This window comes from Lysobacter sp. Soil_C_15, from assembly GCF_057657315.1.
In genome coordinates, this window is record NZ_JBDGIR010000005.1 from 437188 (window position 1) to 463983 (window position 26796).

Consider the following 26796-nt stretch of genomic DNA (forward strand, 5'->3'; position numbering starts at 1 on the left):
TGGGGACGACCCTAGCGTGGGGTACGCCCTAGCTTGGCCGTGGCCATACCGGTGCGTATCCATGGAGGCCGATTCCGTCCAGCAGGTCCGCCCGCCATGTCCGTAACGCTCGATGCCCGCTCCGCGACTGCGCCCAGCACGACCCAGTCTTACTGGGACCCGACCGCCTCCGGCGAGGCCGCCCGGCAGGACAGCGCGCCGCTGGCCGAGACCGCGCCGGCCGCCGCGCCGACGACCGCCGAAGCGGGCGCCGACGAGGCGGTCGCGATCGACGGCAACGCGACCAACCCGCAGCAGCGCAGCGAAGGCCGCACCGCGGACGGCAAGACCGTGCAGATCGACCCGCTGCACCGCGGCGGCGAAGTCCAGATCGCGCGCGAGCGCACCCTGGCCGACGCCGGCTTCGGCCGCAGCTACGTCAGCACCGACCAGGTCGTGCTCAGCACCGGGGCCAAGAACGATCAGGTGCGCGTCACCCAGCGCGACGACGGCACCCTCGACGTCGCCGTCAACGGCGAGCGCTACGAACTGCGCCTGGCCGAGAACCAGGAACTCACTATCCGCAGCGGCGCCGGCGACGACACTATCGAGGTCGCGCCCAACGTCAAGGTCAACCTGGTGGTCGAGGCCGGCGACGGCGACGACCGGATCGCCACCGGCGCGGGCAACGACCGCATCGATGCCGGCCTGGGCGACGACACGGTCGCCGGCGGCGACGGCCGCGACGACCTGTTCGGCAACGCCGGCGCCGACCGCCTGGAAGCGGGGGCCGGCGACGACGTGGTCTACGGCGGCGACGGCGCGGACCGACTGCACGGCGGCGACGGCGTGGATTTCCTCGAGGGCGGCCGCGGCAACGACGCGCTGGCCGGCGACGCCGGCAAGGACATGCTGTCCGGCGGGCTCGACGACGACAGCTTGCGCGGCGGCGACGGCGACGACGCGGTCTACACCGGCGACGGCCGCGATACGGTCGACAACCAGGCCGGCAACGACACCGTTTACGCCCAGCGCGCGGTCGACCTGATCAACGCCGCCAGCGGCGCGCGCAACACCGTGATCAACGTCGAGATCGGCGCCGCCAAGGGCGTCAGCATCGAAGGCTCGGACGCGTTCAAGCAGCGCGTCGGCGCCGAAATCGACTTCCTGCGCAGCTCGCCGAACGGCCAGCGCATGCTGGCCGAGTTCGACCGCGCCGCCGCGCGCGGCAACACGGTCACGATCAAGGAGCTGGCCAACGAGCAGAACGGCTACGCCCAGACCTTCAGCAACGACGCCGACATCGTCGCCGGCAAGCCCGGCGCCGGCGGCGACGTGCAGATCAGCTACAACCCGTCTTTCCACATGGACGCGTTCCCGGCCCCGGTGGTGGTGCTCTACCACGAGATGTCGCACGCCTATAACGGCGTGACCGGCACCTTCCAGCAAGGCACCTACCAGGGCAGCGGCCCGGACAGCGGCCAGGTGCCGAACGCCGAGCGCCAGGCGGTGGGCCTGGAGACCAGCGCGCCGGCCTACGACTTCGACCGCGATGCGAGCACGCCCAAGACCACGACCAATCCCGATCATCTGACCGAGAACGGGTTGCGCGGCGAACTGGGCCTGCCGGACCGCCCGAGCTATACGCTCTGAGCCGGATGCGATTGAGCTGGATTGGGCTCGATCGGCGCGCGCGGGGTAGCGGCCCGAGCGGGTGCGGTCGCATTCGGTCCGCGGCCGACCGCGGGGCGGGATCGCCGCGACGGCGGGTCGTCCCGTCGTCGGGCGGCGGCAGCTCGCTGGCCCGAGGTTAAGGGCCGGCGGGCGATGCTCGCCGAGTCCCGTCGCGCAAGGCCCGCAGCGCTTGTGGAGAGGCCATGTCATCAACCCGCACCCTTCGCCGGTTCGCCCGCCACGCGGCATGGGCCGTCTGCGCCACCGCCGGCGTGGCCGCCGCCCACGCCCAGGAGCCCCTCGTCGCCATGAGCGCATCCATCGTCAGCACTGGGATCGCCGGCCCCGACGCGGGCGCCGGCGCCGCTACCGATATCGCCGGCGAAGGCGTGCGCCTGCACGCCGGCTTCGTCTTCGACCCGGCCCGACGCACCCTGCGGGTCGACTACCGCCTGCGCAATACCGGCCCGGCGCCGCTGGCGGTGTTCGACCGCGGCGATCGCCATGCCGTCGCCAGTGGCCGCATGTCGCTGGGAGCGATCGCCGAGCCGACGGTGCAGACCCTCGGCGACGACCTGGTGTTGAGCCATGTCGCCTTGCCCCTGCCGCATCCGGCGCCGGTATCGCCGCCGACGCCGCTGGCGCGCCGGCTGGCGCCGGGCGCCGAGTCGGCGGCGCAGTTCGAGTTCGCCTTGCCCGGCCTGCAGACGCCGCGGCGCCTGCGCTGGTGCCTGGGCGTGGCCGGCTTCGACGAGCAGCGCTTCAGCGCGCCGCAACAGGTCGGCGAGATCGAACTCTGGCGCGCTTCGTTCGCGCTGGCGCAGAGCCAGCAGCGCTTGTGCACGCCGTGGTTCGACGTGGCGACGGCGCGGTTCGAAAGCGCGAAACCAGCGCACGGTAACCGATAACGAGCCCGAGCCGGTTAGCCGGTATGCCGGGTTCGCTACGGCCTTGCGCAAACGACGACGGCGGCCGCGGCCGCCGTCGTCGCGGTTCCAGCGGTCCGGCCTTACTCGACCGCCACCTCGACCCGGCGCGCTTCGCGTGCGTCGCCGCTGCCGGTGGTGACCGCCGGCTTGTCCAACTCGATCCGTTCGGCGGCGATGCCCTGGCTTTCCAGCCAGGCCTGCACCGCCTGCGCGCGTTGCTTGGCCAGCTCGGCATTGGTCGCGGCGCTGCCGGAGGTGTCGTGGAAGCCGGAGATGCGCGCCTTGCGTTCGGGCTCGGCCTTGAGCGCGGCGGCCACGCCGGCCAGTTCGGCGGCGGCGTCGGCCGGCGGCGTCGCCGAACCCACGTCGAAGTAGAGCTTGGCCTTGGCCGCCCCGGCCGCGTCGGCGCTCGCCGCTGCGGCATCGCCCATGCCGGCAGCGCCCGACATCGGCGCCGGTTCGCCGGCGGCCGGTGCGGCGACCGTGGCCGAACTGGTGCCGTGGGTGGCGGCGCTCGCGCCGACCGCGGTGCCGGCCACCGGCAGCAGCGGCACCAGCAGCAGGGCGACGATATTGATGATCTTGATCAGCGGGTTGATCGCCGGGCCGGCGGTGTCCTTGTACGGGTCGCCGACGGTGTCGCCGGTGACCGCGGCCTTGTGCGCGTCCGACCCCTTGCCGCCGTGGTGGCCGTCCTCGATGTACTTCTTGGCGTTGTCCCAGGCGCCGCCGCCGGTGGTCATGGAAATGGCGACGAACAGGCCGGTGACGATGGTGCCGATCAGCAGGCCGCCCAATGCCTTGGGCCCGAGCAGCAGGCCGACCACCACCGGCACCGCCACCGGCAACAGCGAGGGCACGATCATTTCCTTGATCGCCGACTTGGTCAGCATGTCGACGGCCTTGTCGTACTGCGGCTTGCCGGTGCCCTGCATGATGCCCGGGATCTCGCGGAACTGGCGCCGCACCTCCTCGACCACCGCGCCGGCGGCGCGGCCGACCGCTTCCATGGCCATCGCCCCGAACAGGTAGGGGATCAGGCCGCCGAGCAGCAGGCCGATGATCACCATGTGGTCGGACAGGTCGAAGGTGAAGACGTGGCCGGGATGCGCGGTCTGCAGGTTGTGGGTGTAGTCGGCGAACAGCACCAGCGCGGCCAGCGCCGCCGAGCCGATCGCATAGCCCTTGGTCACCGCCTTGGTGGTGTTGCCGACCGCGTCCAGCGGATCGGTCACGTCGCGCACCTCCGACGGCAGCTCGGCCATCTCGGCGATGCCGCCGGCGTTGTCGGTGATCGGGCCGTAGGCGTCCAGCGCGACGATCATGCCCGCCATCGACAGCATCGAGGTCGCGGCGATGGCGATGCCGTACAGGCCGCCGAGCGCGTGCGCGGCGTAGATCGCGATGCACACCGCGATCACCGGCAGCGCGGTCGACTTCATCGACACGCCCAGGCCGGCGATGATGTTGGTGCCGTGGCCGGTGGTCGAGGCCGCGGCGACGTGCTTGACCGGGCCGTACTGGGTGCCGGTGTAGTACTCGGTGATCCAGACGATGGCGCCGGTCAGGACCAGGCCGATCAGGGCGCAGAAGTACAGGTTGAGCGCGCCATGGCTGGCGTCGCGCATCAGCTCGGCGGTGATCGGGTAGAACGCGATCGCCGCCAGCACCGCCGAGACGATCACGCCCTTGTACAGCGCGCCCATGATCGAGCCGCCAGCCTTTACCTTGACGAAGAACGCGCCGATGATCGAGGCGATGATCGACACCCCGCCGAGCACCAGCGGATACAGCACGCCGTGCGCGCCGACCTCGCCGACCATCAGCCCACCCAGCAGCATGGTCGCGATCACCGTGACCGCATAGGTTTCGAACAGGTCGGCGGCCATGCCGGCGCAGTCGCCGACGTTGTCGCCGACGTTGTCGGCGATCACCGCCGGATTGCGCGGATCGTCCTCGGGAATGCCGGCCTCGACCTTGCCGACCAGGTCGGCGCCGACGTCGGCGCCCTTGGTGAAGATGCCGCCGCCGAGACGGGCGAAGATCGAGATCAGCGACGAGCCGAACGCCAGCCCGACCAGCGCGTGCAGCGCCTTTTCGCCGACGATGCCGAAGTGGCCGAGCGCGGCGTAGTAGCCGGCGACGCCGAGCAGGCCGAGGCCGACCACCAGCATGCCGGTGATCGCGCCGCCGCGGAACGCCACGTCCATCGCCGGGCCCATGCCGCGGCGCGCGGCTTCGGCGGTGCGCACGTTGGCGCGCACCGACACGTTCATGCCGATGTAGCCCGCCGCGCCGGACAGCACCGCGCCGAGCAGGAAGCCGATCGCGGTCGGCCAGTTGAGGAACAGTCCGATCACCACGAACAAGACCGCGCCGGCGACGGCGATGGTGGTGTATTGGCGGTTGAGATAGGCGCGTGCGCCTTCCTGGATCGCGCCGGCGATCTCCTGCATGCGTTCGTTGCCGGCGGGTTGTGCGCTGATCCAGCGCGCGGAGACGATACCGTAAAGGATCGCGATGACGGCGCAGCCCAGCGCCAAGGTCAAACCGTACTGCTCCAGCATGAACCCCTCCCCGAAAGTAGAAGTGGACATCACAGGACAACAGGTCGATCGGTTTTTGCCGCGGGCTGCGCGTGGGGCGATTCCGCGGATCGCGTGGTGCGCTGCAGGTGCTGCATTGCAGCGACGCCGTGTTGCGGACACGGCGTCTTCGCGACTATCGCATAGGGGCCGGTAGGGCGAAACCTCGCTGCGCGCAGGCCCTCGCCGCGCGCCCGCAAGCGGCTGCGACCCCAGTCACGGATCGGCCGCGCGGCGCACGGGTGCGGACGCTGCATGCGCGGGCCCGCAACCGCGCCCGCAAGCGCGGCCGGGCCCCGCTCGGGCGGAACTAATGTGCCGGTGCAATCGCGGCGCGCGCGGGCGGTGGTGCCGCGGCCCGGGCCTGCGTCGCCAGCGGTCATGCCGCGCCGGGTCGTGTCCCGGCGGAACCGTTCGGACCAGGCTCTGGGCTTTGTTCGCCGCGGCCCATGCGCGGGGGCGAGCGCGGCCGGCGGCGCAGCGTCCACGTCCGGACAGGCATGGCGGACGGGCGTGCCGGGGCGGCCGGGACCGGTTCAGCCGTTGCGTGCCAGTCTGCCGGCCTGAACCGAACGGAGCCGACGATGCGACGCGTCCTGATCGCTTCCCTGCTGTGCACCGGCCTGGCCGGCGGCGCCCATGCCGCCAGCGAGCCGATCCCCGAAATCAAGCGTGCGCCGGCGCCGGCGCCGGCGCAGGCGGCGGGCCGGGTGCACACGCTGCGCCAGATTCCCGAAGCCTGCGCGCGCATCGAGGGCCTGTTCACCGGCCAGGCCGCCGAGCCGTACAAATTCGCGGTCGTGCGCACCAGCCCCCATTGCCAGCCGCGCGCGCGTTTCGTCGATGCGGCCAAGGCGCAGCCGTCGGAGCAGGCGGGCTGGAAGTTCAACGACCTGATCCGGGTGCCGAACGCGGCCTGCCCGCAGCAGCAGGCGGTGCTGCGGATCTGGCGCAAGCCGGCCGCAGCGGCGCCGCCGCAACTGGACGCACAGGGCCGTTCGCGCCTGTACCTGCAGGACGAGAAGCAGAAGGCCAGCGCCGCCCAATTGGCGGCGATCCCGATGTTCGCCGCGTCGATGAAGGTCGAAGGCCAGGCCTGCGGTTCCTGAGCGCGTCGCGGGCGCGGGAAAACGAAAGGGGCCGCGAATGCGGCCCCTTTGCGTTGCGGCGCTCGGCGCGGCTTACTTGGCCGCGCGGCAGTTGGCGATGATCGCGGCGCGGTTATTGGGCTGGTATTCGGCGAACTGGCCGATCAGGTCCAGCTTGGCGCCCTTGCGCAGGCCCAGCGCGAAACCGCGTTGGTCCTTGGCCATGCGGCACATCACCCGGGTGTAGATGATCTTGTCCGACTCGCTTTCGACGTAGCCCGGCAGCAGGGACGGCGTCATGTCGTAGAACACGTCCATGCCGCTGCTGCTCGAATCCGAGCCGAGGAAGTAACCGCTGATGCGGTAGGTCTTGCCCTTGAAGCGGGAGTCGATCAGGCCGGCGTTGTCGTCCAGGGTCTGGGTGACCTGTTCGCCCAGCTTGATCGCCGAGATCGCGATCGGCTTGACGTTGTTGGTGCTCTTGGCCACCGGCGCCTTGCCGGCCTTGAGCTGGTACAGCATCTTGCACATCGAGGTCTTGATCGAGTCCGCGTTGGCCAGCGAGCCGCGGCGGGTCTTGAGCAGCATCTTGGTTTCGCCGCCGGCCACGGCGGTGAAGTAGACCTGCAGGCCGCGATGGGCGACGTTCGGGGTGACTTCCAGCAGCATCGAACCGGCATCGACGCTTTCGTCGATGATGGTCATGCCGTCTTCGATCGCGATGTTGTGCATCTGCGCGATCGCGCTGGGCACGGTCAGGCCGGGCACTTTCAGCGTGGTGGAATACTCGGTGCCCTTGAGCGGGTTGCCGGATTTGGTGAAGTTGTCCTCGCACTGGCCGGCCAGGGCCGAAGCGGAGGGAAGCAACAGGGCGAACAGCGTCAGCAACTTGCCTTTCACGAAGGCCTCCTTGTATGTCGAAACGGCATCCGTGCGTTCCGCCGTCGATTCGCATGAACGCGCGCGCCGGCAGATTGCCGCAATCGCCGAGTCGAATCAACGGGTTTTGAGACCATCGTATGCGCCTGTGCGCCGAAGCTCGGACGCAGCGCACACCTTGCCATGGCTCCGTCGCCGACGGCGCGCGCCTGAACGGACGCCGGACCGGCGTCCGCCGCAGCGCGGCTCAGCAGCCCGGCGCGTCCTGGTAGCGGCGCTGCATTTCCTCCGGCGTCACCTGTTCGATGCTGTGGCCGATGTTCCAGCGGTGGCCGAACGGGTCGATCACGGTGCCGGAGCGCTCGCCGTAGAAATGGTCGCGCGGCGCCATCGCCAGGCGCGCGCCCGCGGCGACCGCGCGCGCGACCACCTCGTCGGCGTCGTCGACGTGCAGGTGCAGGCTGTGGCTGTGGCCGCGCTCGGGATCGGGCCGGCGCACGTCGATTTCCGGAAACTCTTCGCACAGCATCAAGGTGGTGCCGGCGAAATCCAGCTCGACGTGGCCGACCCGGCCGCCCGGCTCGACCAGGCGGAACGTCTCGGTCGCGCCGAACGCATGGCCATAGAACTCGATCGCGGCGCGCGCGTCGGCGACGCAAAGGTAGGGGAATAGTTCGTGCACGGCCATGGCGGACTCCGGTGGCGGAAGCGGGTGGGACAAACGGTGCGCACAGCATGCGGCCGGGCGAGGCGGCCGGATTGGACGAAATTGACCCGGACGGGACGCGCCGATCCCCGGGCCCGCCGAGGTTCAGTCGACCGGCAGGTGATGCGGCGAGCGCACGCCGGCGGCCAGATAGCGGCCCGGGCTGACTCCGGCGAATTCGCCGAATTCGCGGATCAGGTGCGATTGATCGGCATAGCCCGCGGCCAGGGCCAGATCGGCCCAGTCGGGATCGGGCAGGGCGCGCAGGCGTTCGAGCAGGCGGCGGAAGCGCTGCACCCGCGCGTAGCGCTTCGGCGACAAGCCGGTGGCATCGCGGAACCCGGCGATGAAATGGCGGTGGCTGCGTCCGCTGCCGGCGGCCATCGCCGCCACCGCCGCCGGTTCGCGCTGCAGACGCTGCGCGGCCAGGGCGATCTGCGGGTCGAGCCGGCGCAGCGGGCGCAGGCGTTCGAGCAGGAAGCGCTCGAACACGACCCGGCGGCGCTCGGGATCGGCGCAGGCGGACAGGCGCTGATACAAGGCTTGCGCCGGCGCGCCGCACAGGTCCTGCAAGTCGACGTGCTGGCCGGCCAGCTCGGCCGCCGATACGCCGAACAGGGCCATCGCCGCGCCCGGGCGCAGTACCGCGCCGACCGAGGCCGCCGGTTGCGACAGGTCCTTGATGCAGTATCCGCAGCGCACGCCGGCCAGGGTCGCCGGGCCGAATGCTCGGCCGCGGCGGTCGGCGGCGTCGGCGTACAGCCGCAACGGCGGCCCGTCCAGCCGCACCACCAGGTGCATCGCGCCGCTGGGCAGCGAGTGCTCGCGCGCGGCCGCTGCGGTCCGCTCCGGACGCGCGCAGGACCAGACGCCTTCGATCCAGGGCCGCAGCGCCGCGTGCGCAGGCGCCGCCGGCGCCGTCGTCGCGGTGGCAGCGCCCGGTGTCACCGGTTCGGTCCCGGCGGCAGTTGCGCCTGCCGGCAGTACGCGGCCGAGCCGCCGGTTTGGTAATCGCGGACCAGGCCGTCGCGGACCAGGAAGCGCACCGAGCAACGCCCGGACGGCGCGGTGCCGCCGGCGACGATCACATAGTCCAGCCAGCGCGCGTCGGCCTCCTCGCCATGGGCCTTGGGCTCGCCCCAGGCGCCGACCAGCAACTGCACCGGCGCTTCGATCCACTGTTCCAAGGCCGGCGCCGGCGTCTGCCCGCGCCGCTCGGCTTCGCGCATGGCCAGCGCGGCCTGCTCGCTGGCGTTCTGCTCTTGCTGCTGCAGACTGGTGCGCAACCGCTCCATGCTGCGCGACAACTGGCCCATGGCCTCGTCGATCTTCTGTTCCTGGATTTGCGCCGCGGCTTCGCTGCGCTCGCCGGTGTAGGGCGGGCGACGACCGTCGGGCCATTGCTCGGCCCAGGTCCGGTCGACCGCTTCGAGCAGGCCGATCGGTTCGGCCAGGGCCTGCATGCCGTGCGCGGCGTCGCGCGCCGCGGGCTCGCAGGCGAAGCGTTGCGCCTGCCGCTGCCAACCGGCGGACGCAGGCGCCCAATCCTGGGGTGGCAGGATTCGCCGGGTGTCGTCGCGCAGATGCGCCTCGCTGGCGACCACCCGTATCCGGCCGGCCGCGCAGTCGACCTGCAACTCGTGGATCAGTTTGTCCGGCGCGCCGCGGTGTTCGCGCACTTCGATCAGCTGCAGGCTGCGCGGCGCCGCGGCGCGGGCGGCCTCGGCCGCGTCGGGCCCTTGTTCGAACAGCAGCTTGGTCTGCTCTTCCAGCGCGAGCACCGGTTCGACCGAGCCGGTGTCGGCGTAGATCAGGCTGCGCTTGGGCTTGGCGCCTTCGCGGTGGATCACATAGCTGTCGCCGGCCGCGGCCGGCGCGGCGATCAGCGCCAGCGCGAGGGCGGCAGTCCAGGGCAGGCGCGGGCGGGACGTTCCGGATTCCATTCGAACGGGTCCTGATGGGGGCGGCGGGGAAGGGCGCTGGCGCCGCCGCAGCGGCGCCGCGCTCAGCCTTCGTAGGCCGGCAGCTTGGGTTTTACCGCGAGGTTCTTCAGCGTTACGTATTTGGGCAGGCCGTCGCGGCCGTACGGCGGCGGCGCCTCGCCGCGGATCAGCGGTTCCAGGTAGCGGCGCGCGCTGGCGGTGATGCCGTAGCCGTCCTTGCGGATGAAGCCGGCCGGCATCTTCTTCTCGTGGTTGGCGACCTTGTCCAGCGCGACCGGCTCGACCTTCCAGCGGTACGGCGCCTGCGAGGTGCGCACGATCGCCGGCATCACCGCGTTGCGGCCCTTCAGCGCCAACTCGACCGCGGCCTTGCCGACCGCGCGGGCCTGCTCGACGTCGGTCTTGGAGGCCAGGTGGCGGGCCGAGCGTTGCAGATAGTCCGGCAGGGTCCAGTGGACCTTGTAGCCCAGCGCGTCCTTGACCCGCCCGGCCAGGTGCGAGGCGACCCCGCCGAGCTGGGTGTGGCCGAACGAGTCCTTGCCGCCGCCGGCGTCGGCGACGAAGCGCCCGTCGGCGGTCTGGATGCCCTCGCTGGCGACCACCACGCAGTAGCCGACCCGCGCCACCGTGGCCTGCACCTTGGCGAAGAAATCGGCCTCGTCGAACGGCCGCTCGGGGAACAGGATCAGGTGCGGGGCGGCGTCCGGGCCCTCGCCGGCCAGGCCGGCGGCGGCGGCCAGCCAGCCGGCGTGGCGGCCCATGGCCTCGTAGACGAAGACCTTGGTCGAGGTCTCGGCCATCGCCGCCACGTCCAGGGCCGCCTCGCGCACCGACACCGCGGTGTACTTGGCGGCCGAGCCGAAGCCCGGGCAGCAGTCGGTCACCGCCAGGTCGTTGTCGACCGTCTTGGGCACCCCGACGCAGGTCAGCGGGTAGCCGAACTCGGCCGCCAGGCGCGAGACCTTGAGCGCGGTGTCGGCCGAGTCGTTGCCGCCGTTGTAGAGGAACCAGCGCACGTCGTGGGCCCGCAGCACCGCCAGCAGGCGCTCGTAGCGGGCCCGGTCGGCCTCCAGCGACTTGAGCTTGAGCCGGCAGGAGCCGAAGGCCCCGCCGGGGGTATGGCCGAGGGCGCGGATCGCCGCGGCCGACTCCTTGGAGGTGTCGATCAGTTCCTCGCGCAGGGCGCCGAGGATGCCGTTGCGGGCCGCCAGGACCTTGACCTTGCGGGCCCGGGCGGTCTCGATGACCGCGGCGGCGGTGGCGTTGATGACGGCGGTCACGCCGCCGGACTGTGCGTACAGCAGGGTTCCTTGGGGCATGGGGGTTCCAGAGATTTGCGCCGGAGTGCGGTAAGCTGGCCGCAATTTTCCGCCCGGCGGGTGGTCGGCCGCTTCCGAGTGTAGCGCCGCCCCGCGAACTGGCCAGCCTGGGGCTGGCCCGGGCCTGGTCCGGCGCAGGGCGCCGGGCGCGGTTTCATGTGTCTTAGGAGCGATGTTGATGCGATTGGTACTTCTGGGCGCGCCGGGTTCCGGCAAGGGCACGCAGGCTGCGCGGCTCAAGGAGCATCTGCAGGTGCCGCATATTTCCACCGGCGACCTGCTGCGCGCCGAAGTCGCGGCCGGCAGCAAGCTGGGCCTGGAAGCCAAGGCGGTGATGGACGCCGGCAACCTGGTCAGCGACGAAATCCTGCTCGGCATGCTCGAGGACCGCTTCTCGCGTCCCGACACCGCCGGCGGCTTCATTCTCGACGGCTACCCGCGCAACCTGGCCCAGGCCGATGCGCTGGACGTGCTGCTGAAGAAGATCGGCCAGCCGATGGACTTCGCGGTCCAGCTCGAGGTGCCGACCGACCTGCTGGTCGACCGCATCGCCGGCCGCGCCGCCGCCCAGGGCCGCGCCGACGACAGCCCGGACGCCGTGCGCACCCGGCTGAAGGTCTATGACGAGGTGACCGCGCCGGTGATCGAGTATTACCGCCAGCACGGCCGCCTGACCGTGGTCGACGGCGTCGGCTCGCTCGACGAGGTCTTCACCCGCATCATCGAAGCGCTCGAACCGGCGCCGACGGTGGGCTGAGCCGTTCTTGCTTTGCTCCCTCTCCCGCTGGCGGGAGAGGGCCGGGGTGAGGGCCGCGAGCCGCCGCCCCGTTCTGTTCGAATCCAGATCCCGGTATTGAAGGCCAAGCGCGGCGGTAGGATGGTTTCGTCGTTGGCCGTTCGCGCGCGCCCTCACCCATCCCTCTCCCGCAGGCGGGAGAGGGGGAGTCGGTGCCAGCGGGAGTCGCTTCGTTGAGCATTCGCAAACTCTTTTGGAAACTCGGATCTTGAAGCTGCATATCTTGGGCATCGCCGGCACTTTCATGGGCGGCGTCGCCGCGCTCGCGCGCGAACTCGGCCACGACGTGGAAGGCAGCGACCAGGCGGTGTACCCGCCGATGTCGACCCAGCTCGAGCAGCTCGGCATCGTCCTGAGCCAGGGCTATCGTCCCGAAAACATCTCGCCGGACTGCGACGAGATCGTGGTCGGCAACGCGCTTTCGCGCGGCAACCCCGCGGTCGAACAGGTGCTCGACGACGGCCGCCGCTACACCTCCGGCGCGCAGTGGCTGAGCGAACGGGTGCTGCCGGGCCGCGACACCCTGGCCGTCGCCGGTACCCACGGCAAGACCACCACCACCACCATCTTGACCTGGCTGCTGCAAGCCGCCGGCCGCGAGCCGGGCTTCCTGATCGGCGGCGTGGCCGAGGATTTCGGCGTCTCGGCCCGGGTCGGGAGCGGGCGCGAATTCGTGGTCGAGGCCGACGAGTACGACACCGCGTTCTTCGACAAGCGCAGCAAGTTCGTCCACTACCGGCCGCTGGTCGCGATCCTCAACAACCTCGAGTACGACCACGCCGACATCTTTCCCGACGTGGCCGCGATCCAGCGCCAGTTCCACCATCTGGTGCGCACCGTGCCGCGCCGCGGCCGGCTGATCGTCAACGGCGAAGACGCGCGCCTGGCAGAAGTGCTGGCGATGGGCTGCTGGACCCCGGTCGAGCGCTTCGGCCTCGACGCCGGCGACGGCGCGGCCGGGTTCGACTGGAGCGCGCGCCTGATCGATCAGGACGGCAGCCGTTTCGCGGTGCTGCAGCAAGGCCGCGAACTGGGCGAGGTCGAATGGCCGCTGCTCGGCCGGCACAACGTGATGAACGCGCTGGCCGCGCTGGCCGCGGCCAACGCGGTCGGCATCGACGTCGCCGCGGTGCTGCCGGCGCTGGCCCGGTTCCGCAGCGTCAAGCGTCGCCTGGAAGTGATCGGCGCAGCGGGCGGCGTCACCGTCTACGACGACTTCGCCCACCATCCGACCGCGATCGCGACCACCCTGGCCGGCCTGCGCGCGCGGGTCGGCGCGGCGCGGATCGTGGTGGCGATGGAGCCGCGCAGCAATTCGATGCGCCTGGGCGCGCACGCCGATGCGCTGGCGCCGTCGCTGGACGGCGCCGACGCGGTGGTGTTCCTGCACCGTCCCGAGCTGGCCTGGGATGCCGGCAAGGTGGTCGCCGGCCTGCGCGGCGAAGGCGTCGCGGTGGCCGATGCCGACGCGCTGATCGCCGCGCTGCGCGAACGCGTGCGCGCCGGCGACCACGTGGTGTTCATGTCCAACGGCGGCTTCGACGGCGCGCCGCGGCGGTTCTTCGCCGCCTTGGCCGGGGCGCAGACCGCCTGAGCCGCGGGCCGGCCGACGCCTCGCGGACCTTGCCCTGCGGATCGCACCCCGCGGATCACGGTCTGCGCGGGCCGCGTGGGACGCCGCATCTGCGGACGCGCACGCCGTCTCTCGACGCCGACCGGGCCGCGAGTACACTGCGGCCATGCGCGTAGACGACCCAGCGCTCGGACTGTTCCCGTTGCATACCGTGCTCGTGCCGGGCGCGTCGATCGGCCTGCGCGTATTCGAGCGCCGCTACCTCGACCTGATCCGCGACTGCGGCCGCGAAGGCCGCGGCTTCGGCGTATGCCTGATCATGGAAGGCGACGAAGTCGGCGCGCCGGCCAGCGCGGCGGCGTTCGGCACCGAAGCGCTGATCGAGGATTTCGGCACCGGCGACGACGGCCTGTTGCTGTTGCGCGTGCGCGGCGCGCGCCGCTTCCACGCCGGCCGGGTGCGGGTGCGCGACAACGGCTTGCAGGTCGCCGAGGTCGAATGGTGCGCGCCGGATCCGGACGACGAACTGCGGCCCGAACATTCGTTGCTGGCGACCCTGCTGGAGGGGCTGCTCGAACAGGCCGGCGGCGAACACCACCTGGCGCCGCACGCGCGCCGCGACGAGGCCGCCTGGGTCGGCTGGCGCCTGGCCGAACTGCTGCCGCTGGCGCCGGCGCAGCGGCAATGGCTGTTGCAACTCGACGACCCGCACCGGCGCCTGGATCACCTGCTGACTCTGTTGCACTGAGCCGCCACGCGGCCGCTTTTCAGGGCGCGGGCGCGACGCTGTGCGGCAATTGATACTGCGAACGCAGGCGCAGCACCGGCGCGCCGTTCTTCGGATGCGGCTGCTCGAGCAGGACGAAGCCGGTCAGCGCCTTGCGCACTTCGGCATGGGCGCGGCCGCCGTCGGCCTGCGGCAGCCACAGCGCGGCGGCGTCGAAGGGCTTGGTCAGGCGCAAGGTCTGGGTGGTACCGACCCACAGCGGCGTGCCGTCGGCGAGTATCGCCGGCGCCGGCCACAGGCGCAGCGCGTACTGCTGGTCCGGCGTCGGTCCGTCGCGCAGCATCAGCAGGGCTTCGGCCTGCGCGTCCAGGGTGGCCGGCAACACCACCTGCTCGCGCGCCGGGGTGTCGTCGTCGAGCAGGGCGATGGTCGCCAGCCAATTGGCCTGTTCCTGCACCCGCCAGCCGGCCGCCTCCAGGCTGGCGCGCAGCGGCGGCAATGCGCCGGCGACCTGCACGTCCAGCGGCCAGCGCCCGCGCGCGTCGCGTTCGTTGCGCTGCGCCGGCAGGCTGGCCCAGTCGCTGCGCCACCAGGCCTGCGCGTCGAGCACCGCGCTGGGCTGGGCGGCGGCGAACTTGGCCAGCAGCGCATCGGCGGCGCGCGGCGCATGCCACAGCGCGGCGGCGGCGAACACGGTGTAGAACAGCACCGCCAGCGGCCGCATCCAGAACGAACGGGCGACGTGGCGGCGATAGGCGATGCCCAGCACCAGCAGCCAGACGATGCCGAACAAGGTGCCGCCGACCAGGTCGCTGGGCCAGTGCGCGCCCAGGTACAGGCGCGAGAAACCGACCAGGGTGGTGACCACGCCGGCCATCAGGTACGGCCAGACCCGCTGCCGGCCCGGCAGCTCGCGGGCGATCAGCACGGCGAAGAAGCCGAACACGATCGTGGTCATGGTGACCGCGACCGAGGGGAAGCCGAAGCCGGCCGGCGCGGTCGGCGGACGCGGCATGTCGATCGCCGCTTCCAGCAACTGGGTCAGGGCCAGGCCGAACACGATCGCGCCGACCCAGTGCGCCGCCGCCATCCAGCGCCGGCGCCAGGCCAGATAAGCCAGCACCGCCAGCGCCGCCGGCGCCAGCACCGCCGGATCGCCGAGGCTGGCCAGCGCCGCCATCAGCCGGTCGGCGAGCGGATTGCGCAGGGTCCACATGAACTCGTGCACGCTGTGGTCGATCGCCAGCGGCCCGCCGCTGGCCAACAGCGAGGCCAGCAGGGTGAACCAGATCCAGCTGATGCCGAGCAGGCACGCGGCCAGCATCACCAGCGAGGCCGATTCGGGCCGGTTGGGGTCGATCAGCGCCGCGGCGTAGCGGCCCAGGCGCGGGTGCGCGCGGGTCCAGCGCAAGGCCCGGGCGAGCAGGTTGTCGGCGTGGTTGGCGAACCAGCGCCAGGTGTAGAGCACCCCGGCCCAGACCAGGGCCAGGGCCACCAGCAAGCCGCCCAGCACCACCGCGAGCCGGTCGGCGACCGCAGCGACCGCGTCGTAGGACGCGCCCAGGATCCAGCCCGGCGCCAGGAACAGCCCCGACCAGACGACGCAGGCCAGCAGGCTGGGAATCGCGTAGCGCCGCATCGGCATGCGCAGCATGCCGGCGATGGCCGGCACGAACGGCCGCACCGCGCCGACGAAGCGGGCGATCACGATGCTCTTGCTGCCGTGGCGGCGGAACAGGTTCTCGCCCCGGTCCAGCCATTGCGGATAACGAGAGAACGGCCAGCGTTCGCGCAGGGTCGGGCCCCAGCGATAGCCGACCCAGTAGCTCAAGCCGTCGCCGGCGAAGGCGCCCAGGGTCGAGCAGATCAAGGCATAGGGGCCGTTGATGTGGCCGAGTCCGACCAGCGCGCCGACCGCGAACAGCAGCGGCAATGCGGGCACGACGATGCCGACGATGACCAGCGCATCGCAGAACGCGATCAGGAAGATCACGATGCCGGCGGCGATGGGATTGGCCGCGATCCATGCGGTCGCGCTTTCGAGCCAGGCAGGTTCCATCGGCCGATTATAGGCAGGGCGTGCTGTGGCGAGGATGACCGGAGCGGGAGCGGGATTCGGGACTCGGGACTCGGGACTCGGGTTTCGGGTTTCGGGACTCGCCGGGCGCACCATCGCGACCGCCTTGCCCGAGTTCCGAATCCCAAAACCCCGAGTCCCGAGTCCCGGCTGCAAGTAAACTTGTGGCATGCCGACCGTCCCCACAGAAGCCAGCGAAGTCGCCGCGCTCAAGGCCGACAGCTTCGGCCGCATCGCCTTGATGCGCGGGCCGCAGGGTTTGTTCGTGCGGCGCGATCTCGGTCACGTGCCGTGGTGGCTGCGGCTGCCGGCGTGGTGGCTGGCGCGGCGCGAAGCGCGCGCCTTGCGGCGCGTCGACGGCCTGGAGGCGACGCCGCAGTTGCTGGCCTGGGACGGCCGTCGTCTGGACCGCAGCTATCTCGACGGCGCGGCCATGTACCAGCGTCCGCCGCGCGGCGACCTGGCCTATTTCCGCCAGGCCCGGCGGTTGCTGCAGCGCCTGCACCGGCGCGGCCTGGCGCACAACGACCTGGCCAAGGAAGCCAACTGGCTGGTCCTGGCCGACGGCCGACCGGCGATCATCGACTTCCAGCTCGCCACCCGCGGCGACCCGCGCGCGCGCTGGATGCGCCTGCTCGCGCGCGAGGATTTGCGCCATCTGCTCAAACACAAGCGCACCTACTGCGCGCAGGCGCTGACCCCGGTCGAGCGGCGCCTGCTGCAGCGCCGCTCCTGGCTGCGCGAGGCCTGGTTCGCCACCGGCAAGCCGGTCTACCGCTTCGTCACCCGCCGCATCCTGCATTGGGAAGACAACGAGGGGCAGGGGCCGAAGCCCTGAGGGTTTCGGGTTTCGGGACTCGGGACTCGCAAGAGCGGGGGCATTCGAATGCGTGGGCGGGGCGGGCCTTGCACCTCATCCGGACGCCGGCGTAGGGATTAGGATGTCGCGCATCGCTTTGCCCGATCCCTGATCCTGACTCCCGAGTCCCGAGTCCCGAGTCCCGAGTCCCGAGTCCCGAGTCCCCATACCCGAGTCCCCCAATGACCCTCCAAGGCAAAACCCTCTTCATCACCGGCGCCTCGCGCGGCATCGGCCGCGAGATCGCGCTGCGCGCGGCGCGCGACGGCGCCAACATCGCCATCGCGGCCAAGTCCTCGGTCGCCAATCCCAAGCTGCCGGGCACCATCCATAGCGTCGCGGCCGAAGTCGAAGCGGCCGGCGGGCGCGCGCTGGCGCTCAAGTGCGATATCCGCGAAGAGGACGAAGTCCAGGCCGCGGTCGCGGCGACCGCGGATGCGTTCGGCGGCATCGACATCCTGGTCAACAACGCCAGCGCGATCTGGCTGCGCGGCACCCTGGACACGCCGATGAAGCGTTTCGACCTGATGCAGCAGGTCAACGCACGCGGCAGCTTCCTCTGCGCCCAGGCCTGCCTGCCCTACCTGCGCCAGGCCGCCAACCCGCACATCCTGACCCTGGCGCCGCCGCCGAGCCTGGATCCGAAGTGGTGGGCGCCGCATACCGGCTACACCCTGGCCAAGATGGGCATGAGCTTCGTCACCCTGGGCCTGGCCGGCGAGTTCGGTCCGACCGGGATAGCGGTGAACGCGCTATGGCCGAAAACCATCATCGCCACCGACGCCCTGAACCTCATCCCCGGCGTGCCCGTCGACCGCTGCCGCAAGCCGGAGATCGTCGCCGACGCGGTGCGCGAGGTGCTGATCCGGCCGGCGCAGGGCTTCTACGGCCGGTTCCTGATCGACGAAGAGGTGCTGGGCGAAGCCGGAGTGAGCGATTTCGGCCGCTACGCGGTCGAGCCGGGCAAGCCGCTGTTGCCGGATCTGTTCCTGGATTGAGCCGGTCGCTTCCAGGCGATGTTCGATCAGGCGATGTTCGATAACAAACGGCCCCGCGATGCGGGGCTGTTTGCTTGAACGACGGGTCAACGACGGCTCAGGGCGCTGCCTCGGGCAGCGCCGCCAGGTTCACCCGCGGCTTGAACCACGACGCGCTGCGGGCGAACACGCTGCCGGGCGCCGCCGCATGACTGAAGAAGCCGGTGTTGCGCAGATAGAAGGCCGGGGCGATCGCGCCGCCGGTGATGTCCAGGCGCTGCCGGTTGTGCGCGGTGGCATCGACGGTGAAGCGCGCCGATTTGATTTCGGTCCACACGCCGTCGGCGGACACCGCCCACTGGTTGCCGTACAGGGCCAGGCGGTCGAGGTAGCCGTAGTTCGGGTTGAAGGACTCGATGAAGGAGTACACGCCCTTCTGATAGGTCGACCCGCCCTCGTACTTCCAGGTGGCGATGAAGCGCCAGCGGCAATCGCCGTGGCCGAGCACGCAGGGCGTACCGAACCAGGCCGAGAACAGGGTGTTGCCCTGTCCGTCCGGACGCGCCCGGGTGATGAAGCGGTAGGTGTGGCCGGGTTTCCAGTCGTAGCGCAGGAAGCTCTGGCCGCCGGTGCCCTCGCCGCCGAAATCCTGGGCGATCACGTCTTCGCCTTTCTTCAGCAACGTGGTCTTGCCGGTCGGCGAATCCCACACCGAGAACAGCACCCGGCGCTCCTTGGCGGAGTTGACCTGGATGCCGAAATAGCCCTGCGAGAAGCCATTGGCCATGAAGTACGAGCCGATCGGGTCGTGGCCCTTGGCCACGGTGACTTCGTTGTAGAAGTACTCGGTTTGGTCCGGAACGCTATAGCCCAGGTGGCCGGACGGGCCGCGCCGCGACCAGTAGAAGTTGGCCGGATCGTTGGCGAACACCAGGCCGGCGTCCGCGGCGCTGCCGCTGACCTCGAGCCCGGAAATGTCGCCGTAGTAGCCGCCGTCGCTGCTCACTCCGCGAAGATCGACCTTGACGTAGCCGGGCCGGGCGATGGCGAAGCTGCCGACGTGGAAAGACGAGGTGGCCGTACCCGACAGCGCGGCGAGCCGGCGCTGGCCGTCGATCGACACCTCGACCGTGCTGCGGTTCGCGCCGTGCAACGCGCCCACCAGCGACAGCTCGACCCGGCCGGCGCGGTTGGCGAAGAAATACACGCTGGCCACGGCCTTGTCCGAACTCCAATTGTGCAGCCCGGTGTCGTTGACCAACTCTTCGCCCGCCGGCGCGGGCTGGGTGATGAAGGCGTTTCCGCCCAGCGGGACGACGGTCTTGGCGGTCTGCGCGAACAGGGGACTCGACAGCAACGACAGGGACAGCAACAACCCGATGGCGGTGTTTCGCATGGTCGTTCTCCGTAGGCGGGGATGGATGACGCTGGGCGGCGCAGCGCGGCGGCGATTACCTCACCGCGTTTCGAAACGCGTCAATGGACACGAAGCCGTGTAAATCGATGAGGCCGCAGCGACGGGGGCTCGCGGCGAAAAGCGGCGCCGGTGAAAGTCGTTCGCGGCGCGGGCAATGGGCGCAATTCGCGAAATTGCGCGAAGTCCCGCGCCGGCGGCCCGCTGCGCGGACGCGTCCCCTCCGGTCGGGCCGCGCGCGCCGCAGCCGGCGATTCGGTGTGGCGGCTGCTGCCTGCCGATTCCGTCTTCGCGCGGTGCGGACCGGGCGCGGCGGACAGCAGGCGGCGGCCGGGCGCCTGACAACCCCGGCGGTGGCCGCGGCAGGCCGGCGCCGCTGCGCGTCCCGGCACGATGCGCGACAATGACCGCTTCCTCCCGCACCGCGAACCGCCGCCGTCCATGGACACCGCCTCGCTCTACGCCCTTTCCGAGCGCTATTACCTGCCCGTCTACCGCCCGCGCCGGATCGTGCTCGATCGCGGCCAGGGCTCGCGCATCTGGGACCTGGACGGTCGCGAATACGTGGATTTCGGCGCCGGCATCGCGGTCAACGCGCTCGGCCACGCCCATCCGGCGCTGATCCGGGCCCTGACCGAACAGGCCGGCAAGCTGTGGCATACCAGCAACGTGTTCGTCAGCCAGCCGCCGCTGCAGTTGGCCGAGCAACTGGTCTCGGCCTCGGGCTTCGCCGAGCGCGTGTTCCTGTGCAATTCCGGCGCCGAAGCCAACGAGGCGGCGATCAAGCTGGCGCGCAAGTGGGCCACCGCCCAGGGCCGCGAACCCGAGCGCCGGGTCATCCTGAGCTTCCGCGGCAGCTTCCACGGCCGCACCCTGGCCGCGGTCACCGCGACCGCGCAGCCCAAGTACCACGAAGGTTTCGAGCCGCTGCCGCCGGGGTTCCGCTACAGCGAATTCAACGATCTGGCCGCGGCCGAGGCGGCGATGGCCGACGGCGCGGTGTGCGCGGTGCTGGTCGAGCCGGTCCAGGGCGAGGGCGGGGTGACCGCCGCCGACGAAGCCTTCCTGCAAGGCCTGCGCGCGCTGTGCGACCGTCACCAGGCGCTGCTGATCCTGGACGAGATCCAGTGCGGCATGGGCCGCACCGGCCGGCTGTTCGCCTGCCATGCCTACGGCGTGGTCCCGGACGTGGTCACCCTGGCCAAGGCCCTGGGCAGCGGCTTCCCGATCGGCGCCATGCTGGTCGGCGCCCAGGCCGCGCAGGCGATGCAGTTCGGCGCCCACGGCACCACCTTCGGCGGCAATCCGCTCGCCGCCGCGGTCGCCGGCGCGGCCTTGCGCGAACTGCGCTCGCCCGAGTTGATGGCCAACGTCGAGCGCCAGGCCGCGGCGATCCGCGCCGGCCTGCACGCGCTGGATGCCGAGCTGGAATTGTTCACCGAGGTTCGCGGCCGCGGCCTGATGATCGGCGCGCAGCTGCGCCCGGCGCATGCCGGCAAGGCCGGCGACATCCTCGACCTGTGCGTCGAACAAGGCCTGCTGCTGTTGCAGGCCGGCCCCGACGTGCTGCGCTTCGTGCCGGCACTGAACATCGCCGATGCCGACATCGCCGAAGGCCTGCAGCGCCTGCGCGCCGCGCTGTTGAAGTTCCTCGGCCGCTGAGCCGAACCGGCGCGGCGCGAACCGCCGCGCCGCTTGCGGCCTGTCTGCGCTGCGGCCGCGGCATGGGTAAAAGCGCCGTCCCACGCGGATTTCCTCCGGCCATAAGCCGCGGCCCACGAAGCCGCGCAGCCCGGCCGCGGCTTTTCGCAGCCCCGGCCGCCGACCGATCCAAGCGGCGCCCGCTGCGCGCCGCTTCGGCCTCGCCGCCTTCATCGCGGTTCGCGCGCTTTCGCTGCGTCTTCGCACTCCGTCGAAACCGACCTTCGCTAGGCCCGCGCGTCGCGGCGCGCACGTCCCGAGCCATCGGGCGGCAAGCGCCTGCACGGCCGCGCGCCATGGCCGAAACCCGGCAAAACCCGGGTCTTTACCCATGCGGCCGATTCAAACGATAATAATTCTCGTTTGCTGTTAACCCCCCCCCGGAGCCGCCCCATGTCCCGCCGCCGTCCGCGCCTGGCGCCCCTGGCCTTGGCCATCGCCTTTCCCTTGAGCCTGCCGGCCGTTGCCGCCGACGCCGCCCCGGCCGAAGCCGAACGCGATCGGGCCACCACGCTCGACCACGTGGTCGTACAAAGCGCCGGCGACGGCTACAAGGCCGCCACCGCCGCCACGGCGACCAAGACCGAAACGCCGATCGGCGAGACCCCGCAGGCGATCACCGTGGTGACCCGCGAACGCATGACCGACCAAGGCGCCCTGAACGTGCAGGACGCGCTCGGCTACGCGGCCGGCGTGCGTTCCGACGCCTACGGCCTGGATTCGCGTACCGACTCGGTGCTGATCCGCGGCAGCTCGCCCGACCAGTACCTCGACGGCCTGCGCAGTTCGTTCAACTACTACACCAGCACCGCGCGCACCGATCCCTACCTGCTCGAACGCATCGAAGTGCTGCGCGGACCGGCCTCGATGCTGTTCGGACAGGGCAGCACCGCGGGCGTGGTCAACCTGGTCAGCAAGCGTCCGCAGGCGCAGACGCGGCGCGAAATCGGCCTGCAACTGGGCAGTTTCGACCGCCGCCAGGTCAACGCCGACGCCACCGGCGCGCTGACCGACGACGGCGCCTGGCTGTACCGCCTGGTCGGTGTGTATCGCGACAGCGATACCCAGGTCGATCAGGTCGACGACGACCGCCGCCTGTTCGCGCCCTCGCTGACCTGGAAACCGGACGAAGACACCTCGCTGACCTTGCAGATGACCTGGCAACAGGACCGCAGCGGGTCGACCGCGCAGTTCTTCGGCTGGAGCGGGCTGCTGGCGCCGAATCCGAACGGGCGGGTTCCGCTGGAGCGCTACATCGGCAACCCCGGCGATCACTACGACACCGACCGAACCACCGCGGGCTGGCAGTTCGAGCACCGCTTCAACGAAAACTGGAGCCTGCGCCAGTCGTTCCGCGCCGCCCGCAACAAGGTCGATTACGTCAGCGTCTACGGCAACCCGTTCGTGAGCCCGACCCAGCCGTTCGTGGATCCGCAGCAGCGCCTGCTGCCGCGCGAGGGCTGGTTCGCCAAGACCGAAGTGCGGATGCAGAACATCGACCAGCACGTCGAAGGCCGCTTCCAGACCGGCGCGGTCGATCACCAGATGCTGGCGGGTCTGGATGCGGTGCGCTTCAAGCAGGACGAACGGCAGACGTTCGACAACGTGCCGGCGATCGACATCTTCGATCCGGTGTACGTGCCGTACACGCCGCCGCCGCTGCCGCCCGCGGTCAAGAGCAGCCAGCGCCAGGTCGGCCTGTACCTGCAGGACCAGATGAGGATCGGCGAGCACTGGATCGTAGTCGCCGGCCTGCGCCACGACCGGGTCAAGAACGGCGTCGCCGGCCAGGGCGAAGAGGATTCCAGCGCCACCACCAAGCGCCTGGGCCTGATGTTCCACGACTGGGCCGGCTGGTCGCCGTATGTCAGCTACAGCGAATCCTTCACCCCGCTGGCCGGCAGCAATGCGGTCACCGGCGCGCGCTACACCCCGAAAGAAGGCGAGCAGGTCGAAGCCGGGGTCAAGTTCGAACCGGCCGGGCGCGAGCTGAGCTTCACCGCAGCGACCTATGAGCTGCGCGAGAAGAATCGCCTGATCCCCGATCCGCGCAACCCGAACACCAGCATCCAGGCTGGCAAGACCCAGGTCAGCGGCCTGGAGCTGGAGCTCAGCGGCAGGCTGACCGATTCGTTCGACCTCACCGCGCACTACAACTATCTCGACAACGACAAGCAGCTCGAAGCCACGCCGCGCCATCAGGCCGCGATCTGGGGCAAGCAACGTTTCAGCCTCGGCGGCCGCGACGGTTTCGCCGCCGGCCTGGGCCTGCGCTACATGAGCGCCTTCGACAGCCCGCCGGCGCCGACCACGCCGTCGGTGACCCTCGCCGATGCCTTGGTGTCCTACGAAACCGGCGCCTGGCGCTGGGCGCTCAACGTCAACAACCTGACCGACAAGCGCTACTTCAGCATCTGCATGGGTCGTGGCGATTGCTGGTTCGGCGCCCGCCGCAACATCGGTCTCAGCGCCACCTTCACCTTCTGAGCGCGGTAAAGCAAAAAAGGGCCGGCGAACTCGCCGGCCCTTAGCACGCAGTTCCCCTCGCATGCCGTTCCCCCCTTTGAAAAAGGGGGGGAGGGGGGATTTGCTTCCGCTCCTGCCTTCCCACCCAACGGCAAAGCCGCATTCGCCGCGTCGCCGCAGCCGCGACAAGCCGCCTTACAACGTAGCGAACGCCGCCCGCGCCGCTTCCAGCGTATGCGCGATTTCCCCCTCGCCGTGCGCGCTCGACACGAACCCGGCCTCGAACGCCGAGGGCGCCAGGTACACGCCGCGCTCGAGCATGGCGTGGAAGAAGTGGTTGAAGCGCGCGCTGTCGGAGGCCTTGGCGTCGTCGAAGGTCTCGACCGCGCCGTCGCGGAAATACAGGCCGAACATGCCCGGCGCGCGGGTAGTGGTGAAGGCGATCCCGGCCTCGCGCGCGGCCGCCTCCAGGCCGTCGCAGAGCGCGTGCGTGCGGCGCTCGAGTTCGGCGTGGAAGCCCGGCGCCTGGATCAGCTCCAGGGTCGCCAGGCCGGCGGCCATCGCCACCGGATTGCCGCTGAGCGTGCCGGCCTGGTAGATCGGGCCGGCCGGCGCGACCTGCCGCATGAGATCGCGGCGGCCGCCGTAAGCGCCGACCGGCATGCCGCCGCCGATGATCTTGCCGAAGGTGCTCAGGTCCGGAACGATGCCGTAGCGTTCCTGCGCGCCGCCCAGGGCGACCCGGAACCCGGTCATCACCTCGTCGAAGATCAGCAGCGCGCCGTGCCGGCTGCACAGCTCGCGCAGGTGCTGCAGATAGCCCTCGCGCGGCAGGATGCAGTTGGCGTTGCCGACGATCGGCTCGATGATCAGGCCGGCGATCTCGCCGCCGACCTCGTCGAACAAGCGCGTGGCGGCGTCGAAGTCGTTGTAGGGCAGGGTCAAAGTGAGGTCGGCCAGGGCCGAGGGCACGCCCGGCGAGTTCGGCAGGCCGAGGGTCATCACTCCGCTGCCGGCCTTGACCAGGAAACTGTCGCCGTGGCCGTGGTAGCAGCCTTCGAACTTGACGATGCGGCTGCGGCCGGTGGCGCCGCGAGCGACGCGGATCGCCGACAGCGTGGCCTCGGTGCCGGAGTTCACCATCCGCACCATCTCGCAGCTCGGCACGATCCGGGTGATGGCCTCGGCCATGGTCACTTCCAGCGGATTGGGCACGCCGAAGCTGAGCCCGTCGCGCATGGTGCGCTCGACCGCGGCCAGCACCTGCGGATGGGCGTGGCCGGCGATCATCGGCCCCCACGAGCCGACGTAATCGACATAGCGATTGCCGTCGACGTCGTACAGATAGGCGCCTTCGGCGCGCTGGGCGAAGAACGGCTCGCCGCCGACCGACTTGAACGCGCGCACCGGCGAATTGACGCCGCCGGGAATCAGCGCCTGGGCGCGGGTGAACAGCTCGTGGGAACGCGGGTTAGTCATGGCGGGGCTCTTGGAAGCAGGAAAGGTAGGCGCGCACCGCGGCGGCCGGATCGGGCGCGTCGAACACGCCGCTGATCACCGCCAGCAGATCGGCGCCGGCGTCGACCAGCGGACGGGCATTGTCCGGGGCGATGCCGCCGATCGCCACTCGCGGCAGGCCCAGCGGCGCGGCCTGGGCCAGCAGTTCGGGCGCGGCGCGGCGGGCGTTGGGCTTGGTCGGGGAAACGAAGAACGCGCCGAACGCGACATAGCTGGCGCCGTGCGCGGCGGCGGCGCGGGCCAGGCCGATATCGTCGTAGCAGGACGCGCCCAGGATCGCTTCGGCGCCGAGCGCGGCGCGCGCGGCGGCCAGTGCGCCGTCGTCTTCGCCCAGGTGCGCGCCGTCGGCGCCGAGTTCGGCGGCCAGGCGCCAGTCGTCGTTGACGATCAAGGGCACGCCGTGAGCGCGGCACAGCGGCTGCAGCGCCCGCACCTGCTCGCGCTGCAGCGCGGCGTCGGCGGCCTTGTTGCGGTACTGCAGCCAATGCGCGCCGGCGCCTAGCACCGTTTCGACCCGGCGCAGCAGGCGCGCGGTATCGGCCTCGTCGGGCGTGATCGCGTACAGGCCGCGGCGCGGCCAGCGGGAGGTCATGGGGTCGGCTTCCGTCGGAGAGGGCGGGATGGGACAATGCGCGTCCCGCAATCCACGCATTATCCGCCCATGTCCGAGTCCGCCGCGACCACCGCCTACCGCACCTGGATGTGCGTCGTCTGCGGCTTCATCTACGACGAAGCCAAGGGCCTGCCGGAAGAGGGCCTGGCCCCGGGCACGCGCTGGGAAGACGTGCCGGACACCTGGACCTGCCCGGACTGCGGGGTGACCAAGGACGATTTCGAGATGATGCAGGTCTGAGCGTCGCCGCCCGACCCGCACCGCCGAACGGCCCGCGCTCCGGCGCGGGCCGTTCCGTTTATGGGCGGCCGCCGTGGGGCGGCAACGCCTGGCGTGGTTTCCCGGCGATGGCCGGATGCCGAGCCGGATCGCCGGTCGCGTCGCCGTAGAGCGCCCAGCCCGCGCCCAACCTATCTGAACCCCTCTCCCGCTTGCGGGAGAGGGGGTGGGGTGAGGGCGGCAAGCGAAGCCGTTGCTTGCCGCCGTCCGGCAAAGCAGGTCATTCCGAAGCGCTGGTTCGATGGACCGAATAAATCTTCCGTCGAGTCGATGCCCCCTTCCCAACCCCTATTCATGTCTGCATAATGTGCGGCTCCCCGAGGCGAGTTGTGTTGCAGCGGGGCGCGCGGAAAGCGGCGGTTTCGATACGTGTTGACGAATCGGAAACAGGCTGTAAGATGCGCGGCCGCGAAGTCGCCAAGGCGGTTTCGGGGAGCGCGGAAAACAGCGGTTTCGACGGGTTGTTGACGAATCGAGAACAGGCTGTAAGATGCGCGGCCCTGCAGGCGGTTCGCCGACTGCAAGGGGCGCAGAAAACAGCGGTTTCGGTGAGTGTTGACGAACTGAAACGATGCTGTAAGATGCGCGGCCCGATCGGCGGTTGGATGGTTGGTCGGAGCGCGGTACGGCAGTCGGTTTCGACGGGTGGTTGACGAAACGAAACGATGCTGTAAGATGCGCGGCCCGGTTGGAC

General features: G+C 70.7%; 20 protein-coding genes and 2 pseudogenes. 11 read left to right on the forward strand and 11 right to left on the reverse strand.

The window, feature by feature from the left end; genetic code table 11:
* The first annotated feature begins 96 nt into the window (after nt 1-96).
* Both AC3A57_RS14755 and AC3A57_RS14760 read left to right on the forward strand, forming a co-directional pair.
* Nucleotides 97-1632, forward strand: a complete 1536-nt coding sequence (locus tag AC3A57_RS14755) for a M91 family zinc metallopeptidase (protein WP_487579592.1) — start codon at nt 97-99, stop codon at nt 1630-1632.
* A gap of 329 nt (nt 1633-1961) precedes the next feature.
* The gene (locus AC3A57_RS14760; protein WP_487579593.1) at nt 1962-2561 is read left to right on the forward strand and encodes a hypothetical protein; all 600 of its coding nucleotides are present in this window, start codon (nt 1962-1964) and stop codon (nt 2559-2561) included.
* A gap of 101 nt (nt 2562-2662) precedes the next feature.
* Here AC3A57_RS14760 and AC3A57_RS14765 read toward each other — a convergent pair whose 3' ends face one another.
* Both AC3A57_RS14765 and AC3A57_RS14770 read right to left on the reverse strand, forming a co-directional pair.
* The gene (locus AC3A57_RS14765) at nt 2663-3031 is read right to left on the reverse strand and encodes an OmpA family protein (protein ID WP_487579621.1); all 369 of its coding nucleotides are present in this window, start codon (nt 3029-3031) and stop codon (nt 2663-2665) included.
* Between the two features lie 93 nt (nt 3032-3124).
* A pseudogene (locus tag AC3A57_RS14770) lies at nt 3125-5149 on the reverse strand (sodium-translocating pyrophosphatase); the annotation flags it as partial.
* Nucleotides 5150-5751: 602 nt separating this feature from the next.
* Here AC3A57_RS14770 and AC3A57_RS14775 point away from each other — a divergent pair.
* The gene (locus AC3A57_RS14775; protein WP_487579594.1) at nt 5752-6276 is read left to right on the forward strand and encodes a hypothetical protein; all 525 of its coding nucleotides are present in this window, start codon (nt 5752-5754) and stop codon (nt 6274-6276) included.
* Nucleotides 6277-6348: 72 nt separating this feature from the next.
* Here AC3A57_RS14775 and AC3A57_RS14780 read toward each other — a convergent pair whose 3' ends face one another.
* The 5 genes from AC3A57_RS14780 to AC3A57_RS14800 all read right to left on the reverse strand — a co-directional run bounded on the left by AC3A57_RS14780 (nt 6349) and on the right by AC3A57_RS14800 (nt 11102).
* Nucleotides 6349-7155 carry a hypothetical protein gene (locus tag AC3A57_RS14780; protein ID WP_487579595.1) on the reverse strand — a complete coding sequence of 269 codons (807 nt, stop codon included), beginning with the start codon at nt 7153-7155 and terminating at the stop codon, nt 6349-6351.
* A 226-nt stretch (nt 7156-7381) separates the two neighbouring features.
* Nucleotides 7382-7822 carry a VOC family protein gene (locus AC3A57_RS14785; protein ID WP_487579596.1) on the reverse strand — a complete coding sequence of 147 codons (441 nt, stop codon included), beginning with the start codon at nt 7820-7822 and terminating at the stop codon, nt 7382-7384.
* Between the two features lie 123 nt (nt 7823-7945).
* Nucleotides 7946-8788 (reverse strand): helix-turn-helix domain-containing protein, encoded by an 843-nt coding sequence (locus AC3A57_RS14790; RefSeq protein WP_487579597.1) that lies wholly within the window; start codon nt 8786-8788, stop codon nt 7946-7948.
* Nucleotides 8785-9783 (reverse strand): hypothetical protein, encoded by a 999-nt coding sequence (locus AC3A57_RS14795; protein WP_487579598.1) that lies wholly within the window; start codon nt 9781-9783, stop codon nt 8785-8787. The genes AC3A57_RS14790 and AC3A57_RS14795 overlap by 4 nt, the downstream gene beginning before the upstream one ends.
* Before the next feature lie 62 nt (nt 9784-9845).
* Nucleotides 9846-11102 carry a 6-phosphofructokinase gene (locus AC3A57_RS14800; RefSeq protein WP_487579599.1) on the reverse strand — a complete coding sequence of 419 codons (1257 nt, stop codon included), beginning with the start codon at nt 11100-11102 and terminating at the stop codon, nt 9846-9848.
* A gap of 178 nt (nt 11103-11280) precedes the next feature.
* Here AC3A57_RS14800 and AC3A57_RS14805 point away from each other — a divergent pair, with 178 nt between their 5' ends.
* The 3 genes from AC3A57_RS14805 to AC3A57_RS14815 all read left to right on the forward strand — a co-directional run bounded on the left by AC3A57_RS14805 (nt 11281) and on the right by AC3A57_RS14815 (nt 14219).
* Nucleotides 11281-11859 carry an adenylate kinase gene (locus AC3A57_RS14805; protein ID WP_487579600.1) on the forward strand — a complete coding sequence of 193 codons (579 nt, stop codon included), beginning with the start codon at nt 11281-11283 and terminating at the stop codon, nt 11857-11859.
* 244 nt (nt 11860-12103) lie between these two features.
* The gene (mpl, locus tag AC3A57_RS14810; protein ID WP_487579622.1) at nt 12104-13492 is read left to right on the forward strand and encodes a UDP-N-acetylmuramate:L-alanyl-gamma-D-glutamyl-meso-diaminopimelate ligase; all 1389 of its coding nucleotides are present in this window, start codon (nt 12104-12106) and stop codon (nt 13490-13492) included.
* A 145-nt stretch (nt 13493-13637) separates the two neighbouring features.
* Nucleotides 13638-14219 carry an LON peptidase substrate-binding domain-containing protein gene (locus AC3A57_RS14815; RefSeq protein WP_487579601.1) on the forward strand — a complete coding sequence of 194 codons (582 nt, stop codon included), beginning with the start codon at nt 13638-13640 and terminating at the stop codon, nt 14217-14219.
* Nucleotides 14220-14238: 19 nt separating this feature from the next.
* On the opposite strand, the gene AC3A57_RS14820 is transcribed toward AC3A57_RS14815, so the two are convergent.
* Nucleotides 14239-16257 (reverse strand): bifunctional DedA family/phosphatase PAP2 family protein, encoded by a 2019-nt coding sequence (locus tag AC3A57_RS14820; protein ID WP_487579602.1) that lies wholly within the window; start codon nt 16255-16257, stop codon nt 14239-14241.
* Between the two features lie 187 nt (nt 16258-16444).
* Here AC3A57_RS14820 and AC3A57_RS14825 point away from each other — a divergent pair, with 187 nt between their 5' ends.
* Nucleotides 16445-17113: a protein kinase family protein gene (locus AC3A57_RS14825; RefSeq protein WP_487579603.1), complete on the forward strand. Its 669-nt coding sequence runs from the start codon at nt 16445-16447 to the stop codon at nt 17111-17113.
* Between the two features lie 203 nt (nt 17114-17316).
* Nucleotides 17317-18132: an SDR family oxidoreductase gene (locus tag AC3A57_RS14830; protein WP_487579604.1), complete on the forward strand. Its 816-nt coding sequence runs from the start codon at nt 17317-17319 to the stop codon at nt 18130-18132.
* A 97-nt stretch (nt 18133-18229) separates the two neighbouring features.
* On the opposite strand, the gene AC3A57_RS14835 is transcribed toward AC3A57_RS14830, so the two are convergent.
* The gene (locus AC3A57_RS14835) at nt 18230-19507 is read right to left on the reverse strand and encodes a DUF3472 domain-containing protein (RefSeq protein ID WP_487579605.1); all 1278 of its coding nucleotides are present in this window, start codon (nt 19505-19507) and stop codon (nt 18230-18232) included.
* A gap of 459 nt (nt 19508-19966) precedes the next feature.
* Here AC3A57_RS14835 and AC3A57_RS14840 point away from each other — a divergent pair, with 459 nt between their 5' ends.
* Together AC3A57_RS14840 and AC3A57_RS14845 are read left to right on the forward strand one after the other, a co-directional pair.
* Nucleotides 19967-21187 carry an aspartate aminotransferase family protein gene (locus AC3A57_RS14840; RefSeq protein WP_487579606.1) on the forward strand — a complete coding sequence of 407 codons (1221 nt, stop codon included), beginning with the start codon at nt 19967-19969 and terminating at the stop codon, nt 21185-21187.
* Nucleotides 21188-21619: 432 nt separating this feature from the next.
* The gene (locus AC3A57_RS14845; protein WP_487579607.1) at nt 21620-23713 is read left to right on the forward strand and encodes a TonB-dependent siderophore receptor; all 2094 of its coding nucleotides are present in this window, start codon (nt 21620-21622) and stop codon (nt 23711-23713) included.
* 174 nt (nt 23714-23887) lie between these two features.
* On the opposite strand, the gene hemL is transcribed toward AC3A57_RS14845, so the two are convergent.
* Nucleotides 23888-25171, reverse strand: coding sequence for a glutamate-1-semialdehyde 2,1-aminomutase (gene hemL / locus AC3A57_RS14850; protein ID WP_487579608.1), 1284 nt, complete (start codon nt 25169-25171; stop codon nt 23888-23890).
* Nucleotides 25164-25802 carry a thiamine phosphate synthase gene (gene thiE / locus AC3A57_RS14855; RefSeq protein ID WP_221671388.1) on the reverse strand — a complete coding sequence of 213 codons (639 nt, stop codon included), beginning with the start codon at nt 25800-25802 and terminating at the stop codon, nt 25164-25166. The genes hemL and thiE overlap by 8 nt, the downstream gene beginning before the upstream one ends.
* A 50-nt stretch (nt 25803-25852) precedes the next feature.
* On the opposite strand from thiE, the pseudogene AC3A57_RS14860 reads away from it, so the two are divergent.
* A pseudogene (locus AC3A57_RS14860) lies at nt 25853-26063 on the forward strand (rubredoxin).
* Nucleotides 26064-26796: the final 733 nt, after the last annotated feature.

Bases quoted from the DNA above. Each gene is read 5' to 3' on its own strand.
- AC3A57_RS14755 (WP_487579592.1), top strand. From the start codon at position 97: ATGTCCGTAACGCTCGATGCCCGCTCCGCGACTGCGCCCAGCACGACC.
- AC3A57_RS14760 (WP_487579593.1), top strand. From the start codon at position 1,962: ATGAGCGCATCCATCGTCAGCACTGGGATCGCCGGCCCCGACGCGGGC.
- AC3A57_RS14765 (WP_487579621.1), bottom strand. From the start codon at position 3,031: ATGTCGGGCGCTGCCGGCATGGGCGATGCCGCAGCGGCGAGCGCCGAC.
- AC3A57_RS14775 (WP_487579594.1), top strand. From the start codon at position 5,752: ATGCGACGCGTCCTGATCGCTTCCCTGCTGTGCACCGGCCTGGCCGGC.
- AC3A57_RS14785 (WP_487579596.1), bottom strand. From the start codon at position 7,822: ATGGCCGTGCACGAACTATTCCCCTACCTTTGCGTCGCCGACGCGCGC.
- AC3A57_RS14795 (WP_487579598.1), bottom strand. From the start codon at position 9,783: ATGGAATCCGGAACGTCCCGCCCGCGCCTGCCCTGGACTGCCGCCCTC.
- AC3A57_RS14800 (WP_487579599.1), bottom strand. From the start codon at position 11,102: ATGCCCCAAGGAACCCTGCTGTACGCACAGTCCGGCGGCGTGACCGCC.
- AC3A57_RS14805 (WP_487579600.1), top strand. From the start codon at position 11,281: ATGCGATTGGTACTTCTGGGCGCGCCGGGTTCCGGCAAGGGCACGCAG.
- AC3A57_RS14815 (WP_487579601.1), top strand. From the start codon at position 13,638: ATGCGCGTAGACGACCCAGCGCTCGGACTGTTCCCGTTGCATACCGTG.
- AC3A57_RS14820 (WP_487579602.1), bottom strand. From the start codon at position 16,257: ATGGAACCTGCCTGGCTCGAAAGCGCGACCGCATGGATCGCGGCCAAT.
- AC3A57_RS14825 (WP_487579603.1), top strand. From the start codon at position 16,445: ATGCCGACCGTCCCCACAGAAGCCAGCGAAGTCGCCGCGCTCAAGGCC.
- AC3A57_RS14830 (WP_487579604.1), top strand. From the start codon at position 17,317: ATGACCCTCCAAGGCAAAACCCTCTTCATCACCGGCGCCTCGCGCGGC.
- AC3A57_RS14835 (WP_487579605.1), bottom strand. From the start codon at position 19,507: ATGCGAAACACCGCCATCGGGTTGTTGCTGTCCCTGTCGTTGCTGTCG.
- AC3A57_RS14840 (WP_487579606.1), top strand. From the start codon at position 19,967: ATGGACACCGCCTCGCTCTACGCCCTTTCCGAGCGCTATTACCTGCCC.
- AC3A57_RS14845 (WP_487579607.1), top strand. From the start codon at position 21,620: ATGTCCCGCCGCCGTCCGCGCCTGGCGCCCCTGGCCTTGGCCATCGCC.
- hemL (WP_487579608.1), bottom strand. From the start codon at position 25,171: ATGACTAACCCGCGTTCCCACGAGCTGTTCACCCGCGCCCAGGCGCTG.
- thiE (WP_221671388.1), bottom strand. From the start codon at position 25,802: ATGACCTCCCGCTGGCCGCGCCGCGGCCTGTACGCGATCACGCCCGAC.